An 18506-nucleotide genomic window follows, 5' to 3' on the forward strand; every position below is an offset into this window, starting at 1 on the left:
ATCCGCAGGTTTGAAGCTCATGAAAGAGAGCCGCCCAGTCTCCTCAAGGCTTCGCGAGTGGGCGATCGGAGGAAGGGATTTGCAAATGCGCGCAATATTCATCGTGCTCCTTTGCGGACTGCCAGCGACCGTCTTCGCCCACTACGCTCCGAGCGGCTGGGAGTATCCTAGCTCCTGCTGCTCGAACCTGGATTGTCGCGAAGTGGGACAGACGGCGATAAGCGAGCGCCCGCAAGGCTATACTGTGGAGGCGACCGGTGAGGTCGTTCCTTATGGCGATAGAAGGGTGCGCATTTCACCTGACGGCGAATATCATTGGTGCTCGGCCGCTGGCAAAGATTACGGCAAGACGATCTGCCTGTTCGTTCCGCCGAGAGCATATTGAGCGGCCCCGCGTCTGCTTCCGGTTGGCTGCTCTCGGTTCGAACAATGTCGGACCTTTACCATGTGGACGTTTCGTCGCCGTCAGCGACGATCAGAATCAGACGAGCCTCGTCTTGATTGTCGCCGCGCACGTTGCGCCTTCAGCTAAGCGGATGAATGGCCGGCTTCAACCCGCAAGCCGTCTCGCCGCAGTCATCGATCGCACCCGCCAATCACCCCGCAAACGCGATCGGCGAAGTCCTTGCTTGGAACTGGTCTCCTGAAAACACAGTCCACCGAATCCGTAGTGGACACCATCAACCTACAAAACGAACGCTACCACCCGTCCACCGGGCCACGCTTACTACGCCGTGCGATCTCCATGATACGACGCAAAAACATCCGGTCGCCCCGGGGCCATTTCGCTTGCGCCAGAAGTCGTCCTCGCACCTGGTCAATGCCGGCTGCAGGGAACAAAGCTCCGATTGCAAGATTAGGGCGACAAGCGCCGGTTGTCGAAGCACCTTTCAGGAGTGGCGGCCATGTTTCTGCTAGCCAAGGACACGGTCAAATTCGCCGTTCTCGTCGGTCTTTCCGGAATTTTTATCGACGCCGTCATCGCCCACGGGCTCTTTTGGGACAACGACCCATACTGGACCTACTGGGTGACGAAGTCCTTTCTTATCACCAGCGTTTTCCTGTTCGGCACGGCCTTTCTTGGGATCGGCATTCTGCCGGGGCTGATCCTCACCGCGGCTCATACGGCCATTCTAGAAATCTATTACCAATGGCTCGCCCCTGTTGGACTGCCTCAGGAGCCGGAATGGCTGGATTTCAACCATCTGTGGGTGACCGGCGTTCCCGCGCATTTTCTGGCGATCTTTGCCGGCTATCTGCTGGCGCTCTGGCTGTGGCGGCGCAACCGTCCAACACAGCAAATTGAACGCGCCCAGACCTGGCATTTCGCCGTCTATGGGCTCCTCACAACCGTTTTGATTGTAGCGGTCGACGGGGTGCTGACGCAAATGCTTCTTTTGCGGCATTTTCCCGGCGTCACCTTCTTCGTCCAGCATACGTTGATCGGCTTCGTCTTCGTTTGTGCGTGGACCGCCTATGCGGGGGTCGGCAGAGTTGGCTGGATCGTTGGCTCACTGATGCTCGCGCTCGTCTGGGTGGCGTACAATATGTACCTCGGTCCACGGGGTCTGCCGCTTCGTCCTCCCACCTATTCCGGATACGAGGACCTCTGGTGGTGGTCATTCCCAGGTGCCTTCGTCTCGGCCCTTCTCGGCTGGTGGCTCGGCGGCTATTTGATGAAGATGCGTCGGAAGCTCGACTGGACCGGCGTGGCAATGACCCTGCTGATTATTGCAGTCGCATATCCGGTATTCGGTCAAACTCTGCCGGTGGAGAAGGGAACCAATGCCATGCTGGCGGGTGCCCGCGCATCTGGCCAAGGCATGCGCGTGGTCGGCCCCGATCCGACGAATCTGCAGCGCACCCAACCAATCAGCGGGGAGATCATTGTAGAAACATCTGAAATGGGCAATCGGTGGTCGCATGTGCAAAACACTGATGGAATGCGCGTGCGGGCCGTCTTCACGTCAGGTAGCGCCCAGTACGAGATCACCGTGGACAAGTCCATGCCCCGCCATCCGCTCGGCCTATACACGACTTGGTCGGGTGTTGTCTACGATCATGAAATGCACGGAGACACCGGCATCGGCACGGGGAAACTGCCGAAGATGAAGCCCGAGATTGCACTTTGGGGTTGGGGATCCGTAAAGCGTGACGGACAAGTGATTGCGGCAATGGCGCCGGTCCACATTATGGTAAGCAGCGAAGACCGGCCGATGCCCGGCATCATGCTTGAAGTCGATACCGAGGATAAGGCGCTCACGGCCGAGCCGGACGGCTACATCCATGTGATGTGGCCGAAGGTCGGCCAGCTTCAGATGCCGACCGGCCAAACACAAACGCGCATGATTATCGGCTGGATCGCCATGGTGGGCATCGTTGGCCTGTTCGGTTGGCTTGCCTATTCCGAGCGAGGGCGGCCGCACAAAGGCGTGGACGCAACATAACCCTCCGCTTGCGCAATCTAGACAGCGGCGTCCACGCGACAAAGCTAATCGGCAGATCGACAGGAGATGGGTGCTGACGAACCCTGACGGGCATCTGTTTAAGTCTGCTCCGATGACCTTCCAGGCACACTCTCATCGCTAGCTTAGCTAAGCTATAGTTGGCTGATCAGGAGACGAGTTCGGTGAAGTTGGCGTTCTCGCGCAGAGGCCTTTTGGTGGCGGCTGCCATGCTGCCTGCTGCTGCGCACATGCGATTCACTTTGGCAGGAGATGTAGCTGTGGCGAAGAAGGTTGTGCTTCTGGGCGATTCGGTGTTCGACAACCGCGCCTATATCCCAGGCGATGCGGACGTGTTGCAGCACCTTGTGCGCAGGTTGCCCGCTGGGTGGTCTGCCACGTTGCTGGCCGCTGACGGCGGTCGAATGAATGATGTGCGCCTGCAGTTGCAGCGGCTGCCCGGCGATTCGACTCACCTGGTAGTAAGCATGGGCGGCAACGATGCACTTCGCGTCTCAGATGTCTTGAACTTTCCATCGCGGTCGGTCGCCGAGGCATTGCTCACCCTTGCCGAAACAAGAGAGCAGTTCTGCTCAAGCTATTTCGCCACTCTCGACGCCATTCTGGCAGCCAAGCTTCCGACCGCCATCTGCACAATCTACGACGTACGCTACGCTGACCCCGACCAAAGGCGCGTTGCGGTTACAGCCCTCTCGATCCTCAATGACTGTATTACACGCGCAGCGGCGGAGCGCGGAGTGGCGCTGATCGACCTGCGCGTTATCTGCAACCAGGATAGCGATTTTGCCAACGCCATTGAACCCTCGGAGCAGGGTGGCAGCAAAATCGCTGCCGCCATCGTCTCGTTTCTCGCTCCGAATCCATCTCCAGCTGGACGCAGCGAACTGATTGCACGCTGACATAGGCCAACACGGCTGCTTCCGGCTCCGCCTTGGCCGAGCCCATAGGCCCACGCCTCCTTTATGTTCACTCAGCTAGGAACTTCGCGCCGCCGGCACCGTTTCAGCCGCATGCCCGATCCGTCCACCTACACCGCATTCCTCGGTGCAGTACTCGCCTACCAACTCTCCGGCGTTGGTCCAGACATGATGCTCGTCATCAGCCGCGGCATCGGTCAGGGCAGGCAGGCCGCGCTTGCGGCGGCTTTGGGATGCGTGGCGGCGGGTATTATCCAGATTCCCTTGCTTGCAATGGGGCTAGCCACCGTCGTTCTTTCCTCGCCGCCGCTCTACAAGGCCATGCAACTGATCGGGGCCGCCTATCTGATCTATGTGGGATTCCGTTTTCTAGCTGCCGGCGAAACCGGTAAAGAGCAGGATTATCTGGCGTCCGCATCTCTTGTTGGCGCCTTTAGGCAGGGCATGATCTGCAACCTGACCAATCCGGCAGCGCTTTCCTTCATGCTCGCGATCCTCCCGCAGTTCGTGCACCCGTCCGCCGGATCGCCTGCGCTGCAGTTCGCGATTCTGGCAGGCACGATGAAGGCGACGGGACTGCTGATCCTCGGCACGGCGGCTCTGGCTTCGGGCGCGTTCAGCGGTTGGTTGGCACGCAACAGACCCATTATGGTATGGCAGCAACGCATCGCAGGCACCATCATGGTCGCACTGGGCATTAGATTGCTGTTTCCTGTTGCCGTGCCGTCCTTTGGCCGATGAGCGCCACCGGTTAGCCGGGCCCCGGCGGTCCTCGCAACTTGGCGGATCGACATGGTCGCAACCTGCTCTCGAGCCATGAATGACGCTTCCAAGCTCGTCAAGGCGAGTAGCTGATCCCGTTTCCCGCGGCGCCTTGAACAGCTCTCGAGGCTGTCGAGTCCTAGCGGTCTGGGCTTCCTTCCTGGATGTTGCAATCCCGACCGCAGGACTATCGCGCGGCCAACCGATGCGTATGGCCGCCCCCCGCTCGTCCAGCCTGATCGACGCCCGCTTCTACTCCGCCTCGTCAGGCCGGCACGCCGCCCTTAGCGCCTTCAGCGCTTCTTCCGTGGAGTGGCAGAGAAGATGGAGTTCCACCGGTCGGCGAAGCGCAATCTGTATGTGATGAGGACCGAACACCCGGATCAAGCCGCGGCCCGGAAAGCGGCCGTTGCCCGGAGCTCGATTGTTCCACCGCGTGATCCTGCCGGGCGGGTTCCTGTAAGCATGCGGCGCGCCGAGTATTCGCGCGCATTCGTCGTAGAACCGTCTGTCGCTCGCACTACCACCGGTCATCTGCGAGACCTCTCGGTGGCGCCCCGCTCACCGCCCGTGGGCATATAGAGATCGGCGGCACCGGCGAAGCCGGAATCGAGCCAAGGGGGATGTCGGCATCCGCAGGCGTTATTCGAAGAGGACGGTTTCGGCAAACGAGCTTCAAGGTCTCCTTGAGAATTTCGACAATGATTTTTTCGCCTGGACAGCGATGGCTTGTTTCGGGCCGACCTCCTCCCTGCGGAATGAAGCGGAAATCTTCATTTCGCCATGACGATCCACGCTCGGGGTCGAAGACTCTCGGCTGAGGAAAGAGACGCGGATCGTGGGTCGTTCCATAGAGATCAAGCAACAGCCAGTCGCCTTTCACGAGTGGATGACCCTGCCAAACAAGATCCTTTCTGAGCTTCGCCCCGACAAATGGGAAGAACGGATAGAGGCGCCGCACCTCCTCGACGAAGCCTTCGATCTCCTCGTCGTGCCCGCCGCGGAACCGCTCCTGCCGCTCGGGGTTGCGGGCAAGCGCCAGAGCCAAAAATACGATCCAGCGGCTGATTGCTGCGATCGGACGCAGCAGGTTCAGAACTTCGACCGCTGCCGCTTCCGTGGAAAGAGCTCGTCCGTCGGCATCCCGATAGAACACACAGATGGTCTTCAGCGCGCACTCGTCGATCACAACGAGTGAGCCGTCGCGCACCGCCTCTACAATCGAAATCAGCCACCGCTCCGTTCGCCGGCGAGACACCAGCGCCAGCCACGCCGACGGACCAAAGCTGCCGGTATTGTCGATCATTTCTGCAAGGCTCTCGGCGAGTTTGCGGTCATCACGGCTGTGCTCAGGGATGCCGATCCAATCTGCCGACGCTTTCGTCAAGACGAGATTGGCAACTTCGCGGAGATCGGAGCGACCAGTCTCGCGATTGTCGACCTGGGCAAGCCAGTGATGGCGAAACCGGTCAATGAGGGCTGCCACGGCACCATCACTCATCGCCAGATCGATGAACATCTTCTTCCTCTGCCGGTGCATCTCGCCGTCGAGCTGCTGAACACTGTGCTTATCCTGAAGTAGGCGGAGCACGGTCCACGGCATCGAACCAACGCGCGTTACGTCGTCACTGCCGTAAAAGAGTTGAGCTGCCTCCTCCCCGCGCATGCAGAGCACCGGCCGAAGCATCAGCCGCGTTCGAAAGACGTCGGTGCGGAGTTCGTCACAGCGCGCGGATATGAAGGTATAGCTCTCCCGGAGCAGCGCCAGGGTACTGTCGATCGACGATGTGCAGGGTACCGATTTCATTCCGCGTCCGGTTCGCTTGCAGATGCACAACTTTTCTCTGCTGCGGATGTTCCGATGTGTCAGGCTGCGCAATGCCAAACGCTGAGCGATCGGTGCTTCCCGCGGTGATCGATGAGCCCGGCAGAGATGCCACGACACCAGTCGCCTTCTGCGCTCTCGAGAATACAGGAGCAGCCGCAAGGCGCGGGAATAGTCGGACGCTCGCAATCGCCAAAGCATTTCCTTGCCCCGCGCCGCATTCAGGAGCGTCGCGAAGCAACAGCAATGTCGCTTCCGGGCTAAGCTCGATCCTTATCGAACTCCTGCCGCGCCTGCATCGCCGGCGTGGCGATGCGTCAGAGCCGCAACGGCAACCTCTATCAACCCAACGGCGACGTGCGGCCACGCGATGCGCTCCGAAAAACCGAACAGCCATGGAGAGACCAGCAATAACATGCCACCACCGACGTCCAGCATGAGGTGCACCGGCATCGGAATCGCGGCAACAAGGCCGAGCTCATAATCGGTAATCAGGCTGTAGACGATAACCGCAGCTCCAAGCACCATCGGCACCCATTGCGCCGCACTGCCGTCTGCGAAACCAAAGAGCCACGGGGCCAAGATCAGTAGGATACCCGTTAAGTAGTCGAGTACCCCGTGTACTCTGGTCGGAATGATTTCCATAACCGCACCTCCGTCTTTCTCCAGGGCTACAACCAAGCAAGCACGAGAAAGTTTCCGCCCAGACGCCACTGCCAGCCCGAGCAGAGGGAGGTGGTCTGGTGTGGCCATGCGCTCGGCCGGCACCAGCATCCGCGCCAACCACCTCGAGCTCTCGAAACTTGGAACGGTACCCGCGGATGCAGCGTTTCCCTCGATTGTTTCAGCAGGAACATGCAACCAAAATGATGAACCAGCAGACTAGATCCTCGGTAAACCCACTCGCCTGGTGGAAGTCCTGCTCGATCTACCAGATATATCCCCGCTCCTTTCATGACTCCGACGGTGATGGCGTCGGTGACCTTCCCGGCTTGCTTTCGCGCGTGGACTATCTCGCCTGGCTTGGCGTCGGTGCCGTCTGGCTTTCACCGGTGTACCGATCGCCGATGGTCGATTTCGGCTATGACATTTCCGATTACACCGACATCGATCCGCTGTTCGGTACCCTGGCGGATTTCGACCGCGTGGTCGATGCGCTGCACGAGCGCAGGATCAGGCTGATCCTCGACGTGGTCCCTAACCACACGTCCGACCAGCATTCGTGGTTCATTGAAAGCCGCTCGTCGCGCGATAACCCGAGGCGGGACTGGTATGTCTGGGCTGATCCAGGTCCCGACGGTCTGCCGCCGAACAACTGGCTCAGCCGTTTCGGTGGCAGCGCTTGGGAATGGGACGAGCGAACTGGCCAATATTACTACCATGCATTCCTGCGCGAGCAGCCCGACCTCAACTGGCATAACCCCGCAGTACGGGAGGCGTTCGCCGATGTGCTGCGCTTCTGGTTGCGGCGCGGCGTGGATGGCTTTCGAGTCGACGCCAGTGCCGTCCTCGCCGAAGATCCGCTCCTGCGCGACGATCCGCCCAATCCGGATTTCGATGCTGAAATGCCGCGAACGGATAAGTTCAAACGGGTTTTCACCGATATCCGCCCTGAAACAATGAGCTATATCGAGGAAATGCGCGCCGTGCTCGACGCGTTCCCAGATCGAGTGCTTCTCGGTGAAGTTCAGGAAGGTTTTCGACACATCGGACAGTTCTATGGTGGCGAGCGTCCGCGTTTTCACCTGCCGCTCAACTCTCTGCTGCTTGAGACGGACTGGGATGCAGCCTCGATAGCTGCACGGATAGACCAGTACATCAACGCCATTCCCGACGGCGCCTGGCCAGTCTGGGTTCTCGGCGGGCACGACAAGCCACGCATCGCCACACGTGTCGGCCTGCAGCAGGCGCGTATCGCGGCCATGCTGCTTTTTACGCTCTCCGGCACCCCGATCTTCTTTGAAGGTGACGAGATCGGTATGCCGAGTTCGCAGATTTCCTCTGAAGACGCATGCGATCCGTTCGAGATCCGTGTTCCAGGCTTCGGCCTGAACCGCGATCCAGAACGGGCACCGATGCGCTGGGATGCCAGCGAGAAGGCCGGTTTTACCACAGGCGAGCCGTGGCTGCCGCTCGGCGATGACGTAGCGCAGCGAAACGTCGCCGTCGAGCGGGGCGATGAGCGGTCGCTGCTGTCGCTCTACCGGCAGCTCATTGCCCTGCGGCAGACGGAGCCAGCGCTGCTCGCCGGCGACTTCCGACCGTTGCGCAGCCGAGGCAACGTCCTGCTTTTCCGGCGGTGCACTCGTGACAGGCAACTTCTGATTGCCCTTAACGTCAGCGATGGCAGTGAGACTGTCTCCTTACGAGGCGGGGGCATGGTCCGGCTGAATACCCTTCTGGACCGCATAGGCGAGCCAGTGGATTCGCAACTATATCTGCGACCCAACGAAGGTGTGATCGCGGAGTCCTGTGTTCCTGAGCGGGCGAATGAATGATCGGCCTCACAAGGCCGAGACAGCTGCCGACGGCCGCGAGGAACGGGAGCCGAGCTCATGCGCTAACTCGGGCTGTCGGGGCAGAGATGTAGGTTTGCCGGCGCCGGGCCGATTTCTTAAATTCCGTGCAGAGGGAGATGGACGTCTGATCATATCCAAGCTCTGCGTTTTCTGGTATCCAACCTTGATCACCCAGTGGTGCAGGGCGCGCATGATCGGTGTCAGAGAGCTTCGGTCCGGTGACAAGTTCTGCAGTAGCGAGCGAGCGCCTTATGCTGATTGACGGCGTAGATTTGCTTGCCACCGATCTCTGCATTGTGGGCGCCGGTCCGGTTGGGCTGGCACTCGCAACAAAATGCGCCGCCAGAGGCTTATCGGTTTCACTTGTTGACGGCGGCGATTTCAGCAAGAGGCCCGGCTGGCAGGGTCTGTTCGGTGCGGGGGATCTCGCCACGGCGCATCACGCCAGCCGCGATCGCACTGGCCATCGCGGCATCGGCGGGACGTCCAGGCTATGGGGCGGCCGTTGTGTAACCCTTGACGACATTGATTTCGTGGCTCGGCCTCATGTGCCCTATTCTGGCTGGCCTATCAGTCATGACGAGATTGTTCGCTATTACCCCGAAGCGTTAAGGTTCCTCGGCTTTGCGGCGGATGAGGACGAGCTCCCATCATTTCCAGACCTCGGCGAGGCCGCTTCTGCGGAATCTTTGGAAAAGTGGGCGCCGGAGCCTGATTTGGCGAAGCTTTACTCCGCACCGCTGCGCGCCGACCCTATGATCCGTCTGCATACCGGCTGCACAGTCACTGATATCCGGCTCAATCTGGATGGTAGCCGGGTCACGGGGGTGGCAGCCAAATGGCATGGGCGCACGGTCGAGTTCGAAGCCAAGGCCTACGTGCTGGCAGCCGGGGGGCTCGATAACGCCAGACTGCTGCTCAAGACGCAACGCACATGGCCGCATAAGTTCGGCGGGCCGGATGGGCCGCTCGGGCGATTTTATACCGGCCATCTGACGGGCTACCTCGCCTCGGTACGGTTTACTCAGCCCGATCTCGGGCGAAGGCTCTGGTTTCACGGCCGAGGCGACCGCTCCTATGTTAAGCGTCGGCTGGCGCTCACGTCCCGAGCGCAATCCCAGCATCATCTGCTGAACACCGCCTTTTGGCTGGAGAGCTTTTCCATTGCCGATTCCGCCCATGGCAGCGGAGCGCTATCGATGCTCTATCTCGCGCTCGCAACCCTCAGAATTTACCCCCGCCTCGGGCGGGGGCTCGCCCCCTCGCCCACGCCGCTTGCAAGGCGCGGTCACCAGAGCCACTTAACGAACATGCGCCAGGATCCGCATCTGCTCATAGATACGCTGCAGGTGCTCGCGCAGCTTATGCGGCAGCCCTTTCGTAAGCGCGGCTTCGCGCTTCTCAACCCGCGTGGCCGTTACCTGCTGCGCTACCATGCCGAGCAGTTTCCCGATCCCGAAAACCGCGTGTGTCTGCTCGACCGGCAGGACGGATCGGAGCTGCCCAGCCTGCGCATCAACTTCCGGTTCCAGACGGAGGATGCCCAATCCGTGGTCGAGAGCCACGACGTGCTCGACCGCGCGCTCCAGACGGCGATCCTCGGGCGACTCGAGTATCTCGCTGACGCGGACAAGCGTCTCGAGCACGTGCTGAAGCAGGCACTCGACGGTTACCACCAAATCGGGCTGACGCGCATGTCGGAAGACCCACAGCAAGGGGTGGTCAATTCGCAGTGCCGGCTTCACGACGTGGCAAATCTCTACGTTGCCGGCAGCTCAGTGTTTCCAACGGCGGGCCAAGCCAATCCGACGCTTGCGGCAGTGGCATTGGCGCTGAGGCTGGCGGACGATCTCCTGGCGGCAAAGCCATCTACGTCCGCGAGAAGATCGAGCACAGCCGCAAGCTGATAACGAAATTGACCGCAAAGCTCGCCTTCCAGCCTGTGACCTGGCCGGCTACCTCTTCGATGAGTTTCAAAAGCTGGAAAACCTTCCGGTTCGGTATGGCGAGTTCCGCTTTGAGAAGACTAGGGTTCAATTCCTGTTGATCCAATGCGATTTGTTTAGCCCGAACATGGACATCCTCGGCACGTTCACAGGCTCGTGAAGGGCGGCTCGCTTCGATAAATGCGGTCATCTACTGTGAAGGCGGTGAGCTAATCGGGTTTACGAGACATTCCGCCAGCCTGCTAGCCGCGGAGCAGCGCCGGACGTCATTTCGCCGCGCTGCAGGTGGAACGTTTTGTTGGCCGAAGCATTCCTTCGGAACGGCGAATACATGGAGACATGGGAGGCCTCTGTGGACGACAAGACACGTAAACAGAGCCAAGATGAACGGAGCCGCGGCCCGGCGGCCCCGCGGAAGGAGTTCGAGCCTAAGCAGGACAAGACTGTGGCAGACCCTCATCCCGGTTCTGTTTCGGACGGCACCCATCCGGAGGCGAGTGAGGGAAAGCGGTAACATTGATGCGACGCCGCTCAATACATCGCGGCCAACTGGCACGGCAGAATCCGTAGGCAGTGGGCGGCCTAACTAGTGCAGGACCACATCTCGATTTGGCGCCTGGCTTTCGACGGCTTTCCTGATCCACTGCCGGGTAAAATCGTTGATTTTTTTGGCCTCGGTGGTGGGAAGGCGGTTCATCCCATGGGGCCCTTCCGGCACGATCAACAGCGTGGCGTTGTGGTTCTCATTTTGCCACTTGTTATACATTAACAGGCTATCATCAAGAACCGGATCAAGCTCGCCGACGACGAACAGAGCCGGCGGCAAGCCGGTAAGATCGCAGAAAAGCGGCGACAGCCACGGAGAGCGGCGCTGGGCCTCGTCCATCCCCGAGGTTAGCCGCATGAGATTTTCTAGAGCGGAAGGACCATGCATGATGAGCGCCTCCGCTGAAGATTTCCTCAGGCTCGGAGTGCCTGCCATATCGTAGGTGCCATAAAACAAAAGCGCGCCTGCGACAGCCGACAGATCGAACTGCCGACGGGACAGCGACGTCAGCGCACAAGCTGCAAGATGCGCTCCCGAGGATTCGCCTCCGAGGACCGCTCTATCCACACCGAACTCGTTCCGCATGTTTTCAAGTGTCCACCCTGTCGCTGCAAGCGCGTCTTCTATGGATGGACGGATCCGATCATCGCGCGCCAGACGGTATTCTACACTGGCGACGACCATCTGGCATTCCGTCGCGATCCCACTGTTTACTCGATCGTTGAAGCGGGCATTGCCCATCACCCAGGCGCCACCGTGGAAATCCAGGTAAATGCCCTTGCTCTGCCCCTTCGGTCGGAGGACGCGGAGTTCTGCATGATGACCTTCCCAGCATATCATACGCCGTGAGGTGTCAACGTTCGGGCAAGCTGTGCCTGCGCTCGAAAGGGCTTGCGTTGCCCGCAGCACGGCATGCAGCAGCAGGGACTGCCATCGGCGGTGCGGCTTGAATCGCGGCGCCCAGCGGAGCACCCTGTTGAAACGTGCCGCACTTAACCGGTCGCTAGTCGTCAGCGGCACCGCGTCCGGCCCAATGATCGTCATTTTGACGATAACCTTTTTCACCGTTGCAGCTATCAGAGCGCAAACACGGCCCTTAACCAGGGGCCTCCACGCCTGTCCTTCTCAACCGTCGGGTAAAAATGTTGTTCCTCGATCCTTGAAGAGTCGAAGGCCGTGAACGCCACCTCCCCGGCCTCGCTCGTTCAAAAGCGACGGTTTACCGGCGCAAGGTCTTCGTTCCGCAAGGCTGGGAATCTCGTGAGGTTTCAGCTCCGTTCTTTGCAGGCAGCGGCGGGAACCTACGCGGTCGTGGCCAGACCAGCTCGGTCAAACCCCCGGTGCCACAACCGGAACACTGTAGGTCAGGCAGCCGGCCGCAGGAGCTCCCCCGACGATGATCGCGCCACTTTGATAGAGCTGATAGCCCGCGAGAGGAGATTCAAATCTGACGACCCAAATAGTTCCGCTGGCATCCGTCGATACAACGGAACCATCCGCAGCGGCGATGGCTAGCATGATTTCGCTTGCCGAGCTTTCTTTGCCGAACAAAACCGTCTGAGGCGCCCCTCTCGCTGTCGGAAGCAAGCTGACTGCGGCAACGCCGATGGCGACCGCCGACAGACAGAAGACCAGAACGGCAGGACGTGACGATGGTGCGTGTGGCGGTCCTTTCAGGAACCGCCAGCCAAGTAACAGCGGCCCGAGACCGAAGACGGCCAACCAAAGGAGGTCCCAGAAGAACGGGTTTGGGCTGTCCATCTTGACACGGTGCAGGCCAAGAAGCCAATGCGACAGAACTGCGTCGACGAGGTGCCAGGCGCCGAAACCCATGAAGGTCCAAGCCATGGCGCTTGCGGCGGCGAACTGAAATGTGTCCGGATCGCGGCGCTGCCGCCACAAGAAACCAAGGCCGATGAGCAGCAGTATGTACATCGCAGCATGAAAGACCCCGTCGGCCATCACCTGGAAGCGCAGGTCAGCGGCGCGGTCCCCTATGCCAGAGAGCAGGTGATGCCATTGCAGGATCTGGTGCAGGAGGATTCCGTCGAAAAAGCCGCCGATCGACACGCCGAGAGCAAAGCAGCCGATCAGCCCTGACCTTTGTGTATGGGACAAGGTATTTCCCTTCATGATCCGGGCAACCAGGTGGGCGACGGGAGCGGGCAAACGCGCCCGTCACCAAATTCCCGACGGCGTCCTCGCGCACCCGGCACGCTGCCCGGATACGGGAGTTTGCCGTCCGCAAAAAACACTGCCGCCTCCTTGCGCGAAAAGCGCCTAACAAGACTGTTTGCGCCTTGTTCCCTCAGGAATCGAGAATAAATGCCGCGAAGGAGAAGCTGAGGCTCGGGTGATCAATCCTGGCCGTGATGTCGCTCAGGCTCGGACAGATGGACAGGCCGGCGCGCTTCGAGATCGAACCCGTCGCCCGAGCTCAACACGTGCGGTTTCAAGTCGTGGATGGAAAGCGCCTGTTCTGCGGCGGCTCGGCGATGTTCGAGTGGCTCACGCCACTTGCATCGACCAGATAGATGGCGCCACTGTCGATAACCCTGAATTGGTGTCCCCCCACGACTATCGCCGTGTCTTAACTGCAAAATCGCTGCGACGGATGCTGCAGATCACCGAGGGCATTACCGCCAACATTTTCCACACCATCAACACCCTCGCCATTGAGGCCATCGAAAGCGGACGCGAGCAGATTACCAACGAAGCGATCGAGAAGTGGAAGCCGGAGTTTGATGCCGAGGCAGCCTTCGCATGACGCGGGAACATCCTCGCGGCAATTCCGGTAATCTTAGCGCCCCACACAGACGATCTCTTGTCGTCGTGGATCAGCCGGCATGCTTCATTCTATGCGATCCCGCCACTTGGTATGCTGCGGCATTGTCTTCCCGAGGCGTCGTCTTTGCGCTCGGACGATCGCAATCTGACCGCTACTCAGGTCATCCGCCTCGCCGGCATCTTCTCCAACGAACCGGCCACCCTGCGCCGCATGACCTTTTCGAATGTGGCGCCCTGGTTTCCGACGCCTGATTGCAGCCAGACCGCTACAGTCCTGCTCAGCCTGCCATCCGAGTGACCAGCAACCGGGGCCCACTCTTCGCAGCCAGCTTCTCGGCCGGCGCACCCTTTCGGCCGCTACCATGGCACTGCGCTCATAGGAGAACGGCTCCTCGACGATGAGGCCGAGCGCGGCGTCCGAACCTGGACTTCGCCGACCGGAATCGCGTGCGTGGAACAGCATGGCGAATCCGCAATCCCACGGGAGCCACGCAGATCGAATCCAGGAACAACAATGCCGTTGCCGCGTTTGTTGCCGAGATCAAGGAGGGAGCCATGCAGGAGTTCATGTGGGATCAACCGGTGAAGCTTTCCATGCCCGGAGACGGCGAGCGCTGTATTAATGGTCCTCGCGAGGCTCTGCACTGCCTCGCCGAATGGACGGACGCCGGCGGCTGGTTCTATGAGCGCGCCAAAAACCGCTGCCACGCCGCTATAGAAATGAACGGGGATCTGGCGCTTTCGCGCCAGGCCTTCATCGCCGCTGCGATTGACGCCTCACTCCAGTGGGACTAGTCCCAAGGTCGGGTCGGTGTGCAGTGCCCGCGACGCGGCGAAACGCACCCACCCGGCGGCACCGAAGGTTGCTTCCGCTTTTTCGCTGAGTTTCAGAAAAATCCTCAGCAGGCGAGGATCAGCATCACCCGACAATTATTCAGCGACAATCCGCACATTGACGAGCTGGCACAGGGCCTGCCGGCCGATGAACACCGTGCCCGGCTTCAGTCGAAGGCAATATTGGATTTTTTGAGCACTGGATGAGAACTCCCCCGTTACGCTACGCCGAAGGCTCTTAACGGCACGGGCCGCTCTCAAGCATTCGAGATGATTGAGCACCACGGCTTCCGGGAGCTGGTGTGGCTCCCGAAAGCCCTGAGCGGACGCGAACTACAGGCGACGCGAGCAGGCCTACCCGTCCTGCTCAGAACTCTAGTTTGACCAAACGCAAAGAAATCCCACTGCCGCCAATCCCGACCGACCTGCCCCCACACGGAAGGGGCGCATCCCGCCCCGGGGTTCTGCGGAAGGGTGAATGTACACGAAGGGACCAGCCCGGCTCTGGTGGATAGCACAAAAAGCCCCGGCGCTCGGAGCGAGGCAGAGCGACATAGCGGCAGCTCGGATCCAGGCGGAGCCGTTCTGTTGGTTGGGCCGGGAACTCCGTGCACACTTGCGAGTTGGGCGCCTGCTTCAAGAGATTTTGGCGGTATGATTTCAGCGACGCCCCCACGGGAAGAAAATCACGGCAGCATCCGCGTTCCGCGGATCTATTATGCACATCCCCTCCTTCTCGGCGAGCTTGCCTTGTGGCGTGCGCTGTTCGAGCACGCGCGAGCGCTCGGGTTCGATACGGTTTTGAGCGCACCACTATTTGCTCGTGGAGAGGGAGCGAGCGTCTTCGTGTCCGGGTCCTTCGATGAGCTGGATGCATGCCTTAACATGCCCGGTCCAGCCGAGGCTCAGATCGGATCTCTGGCTCGAACAGCGGGTGAATTCGGCCTGCGTTTCATGTTGGATTTGGTCCTCGATCGGGTTGCGCAATCAAGGGCCGACGAACGACCGGATCCGCGAATCCCCGTGGAGGAAATCGGAAGCCGCAACATTCGTTCTGAGCATGACCCCGACAGTTCTCGGCACCTCGCAGAATGGCAGCAGCGGGTACGGCGGCTGGTGGATGCAGGCGTGACCGGCTTCAGATGCATCGGAATTGACCGAGTGCCGCCACATGTTTGGGCGAGCATGATCGAAGCAGGTCATGCCTCAAATGGAGACGTCGTGTTCCTGGCGTGGACGCCCGGTTCCAGCTACGAACGAAGGCGGTCGCTGCGCGGGAGTGGGATAGCGGGCACCTTTTCCTCGCTCGCATGGTGGGATCTTGAACAGTCCTGGCTTGCCGAGGAATACGAACTGCAACGGCAGCTCGGCTACCAAGTCTCCTTTCCTGAAGCCCCGTATGGCAAGCGTGTCGCGCATGGTGTCGACAGCTGCGAAGTGAGGGAACGCCGCTCTCTGCGGGCGCTGCGGTTGGCAGGTTTGACTGGCACCTTGATGGTGCCGATGGGCTTTGAGTTTGGCCTGGCTATGCCGCTCGACCCGATGCACGGCGATGGGCGCGGGCTTCGCGGCTTACGGGAACAGGCCAGCTTCGACCTTTCTGCCGAAATACGCAGCGTGAACGAGGGCCTTGCTCATGACAATGGGGCGTTCGAGCAGCGGCCCTTGCGACTTGTCGCGACGACGCAATCGTCGGCTTTTGCGTTGATCAGGAGCGACGATGAGGATTTGCGGTCATCCAAAAGAATCCGCGCCATTGTCGCTAATCGGGACTTGCGCCACTCCGCTGCGGCACCGATGCGATCGCTCAACGAAACGGTCTCGGCGTTCCTTCCCCTAACTTTAGACCAACCCCGAGGGCGTTTGCTCCGGGAGCCGCTTCGCCTGAGGCCGGGAGAACTGCTGGTCCTGGAGGGCCGTGCCGCGGCCCCGATCCTCGTGGGGTCAACGATGACGGCAAAGCAAGCCGCTGCTCGACCACGGATCGCCATCGAAAACATCACGCCCTCCGTCGATGGAGGCCGGTATCCGGTGAAGAGGGTGGTCGGTGGACTTGTGCGGGTTGAGGCCGACATCTTCGGCGATGGTCATGACCCTCTCTCGGCATCGTTGATTTGGCGAGAGGCGGATGCGCCTGATTGGCAACAAACTCCGATGGAGCTGGCGGAGAACGACCGCTGGCGTGCCGACTTTCCGCTCCGGCGCCTTGGCCGTCATCAATTCGCGGTGGAGGCTTGGCGCAACCCTTTCGCGGTTTATCGCTACGAACTGTCGAAAAAGCACGAAGCACGGCTAAATCTTACACTCGAGCTCCAGGAGGGATTGCTTCTCGTCCGCGAAGCTTTGGAACACGCGAAGGGGGAACTTGCCGGCCGGCTAGGGGCGCTCCTCGAACAGTTGCTAGAAGCCCCAGAAAGCGGCCGGACCGAGATGCTCCTCTCTGCCGAGACCTTCAGGCTCATGGCTGAGGCGGACCGGCGGCCGTTCAGGGTTCGCTCCGAGGTAATGCCTATCGATGCCGAACGCGCCGGTGCGGCATTTGCGAGCTGGTATGAACTGTTTCCGCGCTCGCAAAGCGGTGACCCGAACCGCCATGGCACTTTCAAGGACGTGATGAGGCGACTGCCGAAGATCCGTGAAATGGGGTTCGACGTCGTCTATTTTCCCCCGATTCACCCGATCGGCAAAACGAATCGCAAGGGCCGTAACAACAGCCTCAAGGGCGGGCCCGGAGATCCCGGCAGTCCCTATGCCATCGGATCTGAAGAAGGTGGGCACGACGCCATTCATCCCGAACTCGGCACGTTCGAGGATTTCCGCGACCTCATCGAAGCGGCCGAGAAATGCGGCTTGGAGATCGCGCTCGATCTGGCCATCCAGGCGTCCCCCGACCATCCGTGGTTGAAGCAGAAGCCAGGCTGGTTCGACTGGCGCCCCGACGGGACGATCCGCTATGCCGAGAACCCGCCGAAGAAATACGAAGACATCGTCAACCTCGACTTCTACACGAAGGACGCGATCCCCGAGCTTTGGCAGACGCTGCGTGACATAGTCCAGCTGTGGGTCGACAACGGCGTAAAACTCTTCCGCGTAGACAATCCGCACACCAAGCCGTTCCCCTTCTGGGAATGGCTGATTGCCGATATTCGGGGGCGGCATCCGGAGGTCGTCTTCCTGTCGGAAGCATTTACCCGCCCGAAGGTCATGTATCGCCTGGCCAAGATCGGCTTTTCCCAGTCCTACACCTATTTCACCTGGCGAAACACCAGATGGGAGATTGAGCAATATATGCGCGAGTTGACGGAAGAGGCGCCGAAGAACTTCTTTCGGCCCCATTTCTTCGTGAACACGCACGACATCAATCCCGACTACCTTCAGGATGCGCCCCGGCCTGCATTCTTGATCCGGGCCGCACTGGCGGCGACCCTTTCGGGGCTTTGGGGCATCTACAACGGTTTCGAGTTGTGCGAAGGCCGCCCCGACGCGAAGCGCAAGGAATATGCGGACAGCGAGAAATACGAGATCCGCGCATGGGACTGGGATCGTCCCGGCAACATCATCCCCGAAATCGCGATGCTCAATCGCATCCGTAACGAGAACAGCGCATTACACTCTCATCTCGGGTTGACCCTCCTGGCTTCTTCCAACGACGCCGTGATGTTCTATGAGAAGGCGAGTTCGGGTCGCGAAAACGTGCTTCTCATCGGAGTCAGCCTCGACCCGTACAGCGATCAGCAAAGCGACGTCGAGGTCCCGCTCTGGTTCTGGGATCTTCCCGACGACGGCATACTCCCACTCCAGGATCTCGTCACCGGGGAGACGTTCACGTGGACCGGCAAGTGGCAACGGGTCCACTACAACCCGAGCGTCCTGCCGTTCAGCATATACCGAGTGAGGTGAGGAG

At 60.3% G+C, this 18506-nt stretch carries 14 protein-coding genes; 10 read left to right on the forward strand and 4 right to left on the reverse strand.

The window, feature by feature from the left end:
* The first annotated feature begins 85 nt into the window (after window positions 1-85).
* From M1D34_RS30865 to M1D34_RS30880, 4 genes are all read left to right on the forward strand, one after another.
* Window positions 86-385: a hypothetical protein gene (locus M1D34_RS30865; protein ID WP_127509590.1), complete on the forward strand. Its 300-nt coding sequence runs from the start codon at window positions 86-88 to the stop codon at window positions 383-385.
* 520 nt (window positions 386-905) lie between these two features.
* Entirely contained in the window at window positions 906-2447 is a 1542-nt protein-coding gene (locus M1D34_RS30870) for a hypothetical protein (protein WP_498785129.1), read from the forward strand.
* A gap of 278 nt (window positions 2448-2725) precedes the next feature.
* Window positions 2726-3364: a GDSL-type esterase/lipase family protein gene (locus M1D34_RS30875; RefSeq protein WP_498785131.1), complete on the forward strand. Its 639-nt coding sequence runs from the start codon at window positions 2726-2728 to the stop codon at window positions 3362-3364.
* Between the two features lie 111 nt (window positions 3365-3475).
* Window positions 3476-4123, forward strand: a complete 648-nt coding sequence (locus M1D34_RS30880; RefSeq protein WP_498785133.1) for a LysE family translocator — start codon at window positions 3476-3478, stop codon at window positions 4121-4123.
* Between the two features lie 541 nt (window positions 4124-4664).
* On the opposite strand, the gene M1D34_RS30885 is transcribed toward M1D34_RS30880, so the two are convergent.
* The gene (locus M1D34_RS30885) at window positions 4665-5810 is read right to left on the reverse strand and encodes a cytochrome P450 (RefSeq protein WP_498785134.1); all 1146 of its coding nucleotides are present in this window, start codon (window positions 5808-5810) and stop codon (window positions 4665-4667) included.
* Between the two features lie 432 nt (window positions 5811-6242).
* Window positions 6243-6614, reverse strand: a complete 372-nt coding sequence (locus tag M1D34_RS30890; protein ID WP_127509576.1) for an SPW repeat domain-containing protein — start codon at window positions 6612-6614, stop codon at window positions 6243-6245.
* A 221-nt stretch (window positions 6615-6835) separates the two neighbouring features.
* Between M1D34_RS30890 and M1D34_RS30895 the strand changes: the two genes are divergently transcribed.
* A complete protein-coding gene (locus M1D34_RS30895; protein WP_498786215.1) occupies window positions 6836-8467 on the forward strand; it encodes an alpha-amylase family glycosyl hydrolase in 1632 nt (543 codons plus the stop codon).
* Between the two features lie 272 nt (window positions 8468-8739).
* Window positions 8740-10395 carry an FAD-dependent oxidoreductase gene (locus M1D34_RS30900; protein ID WP_498785136.1) on the forward strand — a complete coding sequence of 552 codons (1656 nt, stop codon included), beginning with the start codon at window positions 8740-8742 and terminating at the stop codon, window positions 10393-10395.
* A gap of 625 nt (window positions 10396-11020) precedes the next feature.
* Here the strand turns inward: M1D34_RS30900 and M1D34_RS30905 are convergent.
* Entirely contained in the window at window positions 11021-12046 is a 1026-nt protein-coding gene (locus M1D34_RS30905; RefSeq protein ID WP_127509571.1) for an alpha/beta hydrolase, read from the reverse strand.
* 264 nt (window positions 12047-12310) lie between these two features.
* Window positions 12311-13114: a DUF2243 domain-containing protein gene (locus tag M1D34_RS30910; RefSeq protein ID WP_498785137.1), complete on the reverse strand. Its 804-nt coding sequence runs from the start codon at window positions 13112-13114 to the stop codon at window positions 12311-12313.
* Between the two features lie 370 nt (window positions 13115-13484).
* Between M1D34_RS30910 and M1D34_RS30915 the strand changes: the two genes are divergently transcribed.
* The 4 genes from M1D34_RS30915 (at window position 13485) to M1D34_RS30930 (ending at window position 18502) form a co-directional block, all read left to right on the forward strand.
* Window positions 13485-13748, forward strand: coding sequence for a hypothetical protein (locus tag M1D34_RS30915; RefSeq protein ID WP_234834187.1), 264 nt, complete (start codon window positions 13485-13487; stop codon window positions 13746-13748).
* Between the two features lie 57 nt (window positions 13749-13805).
* Window positions 13806-14066, forward strand: coding sequence for a hypothetical protein (locus M1D34_RS30920; RefSeq protein WP_498785139.1), 261 nt, complete (start codon window positions 13806-13808; stop codon window positions 14064-14066).
* A gap of 257 nt (window positions 14067-14323) precedes the next feature.
* Window positions 14324-14563 (forward strand): DUF982 domain-containing protein, encoded by a 240-nt coding sequence (locus M1D34_RS30925; RefSeq protein ID WP_026168952.1) that lies wholly within the window; start codon window positions 14324-14326, stop codon window positions 14561-14563.
* A 693-nt stretch (window positions 14564-15256) separates the two neighbouring features.
* Window positions 15257-18502, forward strand: a complete 3246-nt coding sequence (locus M1D34_RS30930; protein ID WP_498785141.1) for an alpha-1,4-glucan--maltose-1-phosphate maltosyltransferase — start codon at window positions 15257-15259, stop codon at window positions 18500-18502.
* Window positions 18503-18506: the final 4 nt, after the last annotated feature.

The organism is Ensifer sp. D2-11 (genome assembly GCF_054161295.1).

Bases quoted from the DNA above. Each gene is read 5' to 3' on its own strand.
- M1D34_RS30930 (WP_498785141.1), top strand. From the start codon at position 15,257: ATGATTTCAGCGACGCCCCCACGGGAAGAAAATCACGGCAGCATCCGC.
- M1D34_RS30925 (WP_026168952.1), top strand. From the start codon at position 14,324: ATGCAGGAGTTCATGTGGGATCAACCGGTGAAGCTTTCCATGCCCGGA.
- M1D34_RS30885 (WP_498785134.1), bottom strand. From the start codon at position 5,810: ATGCGCGGGGAGGAGGCAGCTCAACTCTTTTACGGCAGTGACGACGTA.
- M1D34_RS30900 (WP_498785136.1), top strand. From the start codon at position 8,740: ATGCTGATTGACGGCGTAGATTTGCTTGCCACCGATCTCTGCATTGTG.
- M1D34_RS30910 (WP_498785137.1), bottom strand. From the start codon at position 13,114: ATGAAGGGAAATACCTTGTCCCATACACAAAGGTCAGGGCTGATCGGC.
- M1D34_RS30890 (WP_127509576.1), bottom strand. From the start codon at position 6,614: ATGGAAATCATTCCGACCAGAGTACACGGGGTACTCGACTACTTAACG.
- M1D34_RS30870 (WP_498785129.1), top strand. From the start codon at position 906: ATGTTTCTGCTAGCCAAGGACACGGTCAAATTCGCCGTTCTCGTCGGT.
- M1D34_RS30880 (WP_498785133.1), top strand. From the start codon at position 3,476: ATGCCCGATCCGTCCACCTACACCGCATTCCTCGGTGCAGTACTCGCC.
- M1D34_RS30895 (WP_498786215.1), top strand. From the start codon at position 6,836: ATGATGAACCAGCAGACTAGATCCTCGGTAAACCCACTCGCCTGGTGG.
- M1D34_RS30865 (WP_127509590.1), top strand. From the start codon at position 86: ATGCGCGCAATATTCATCGTGCTCCTTTGCGGACTGCCAGCGACCGTC.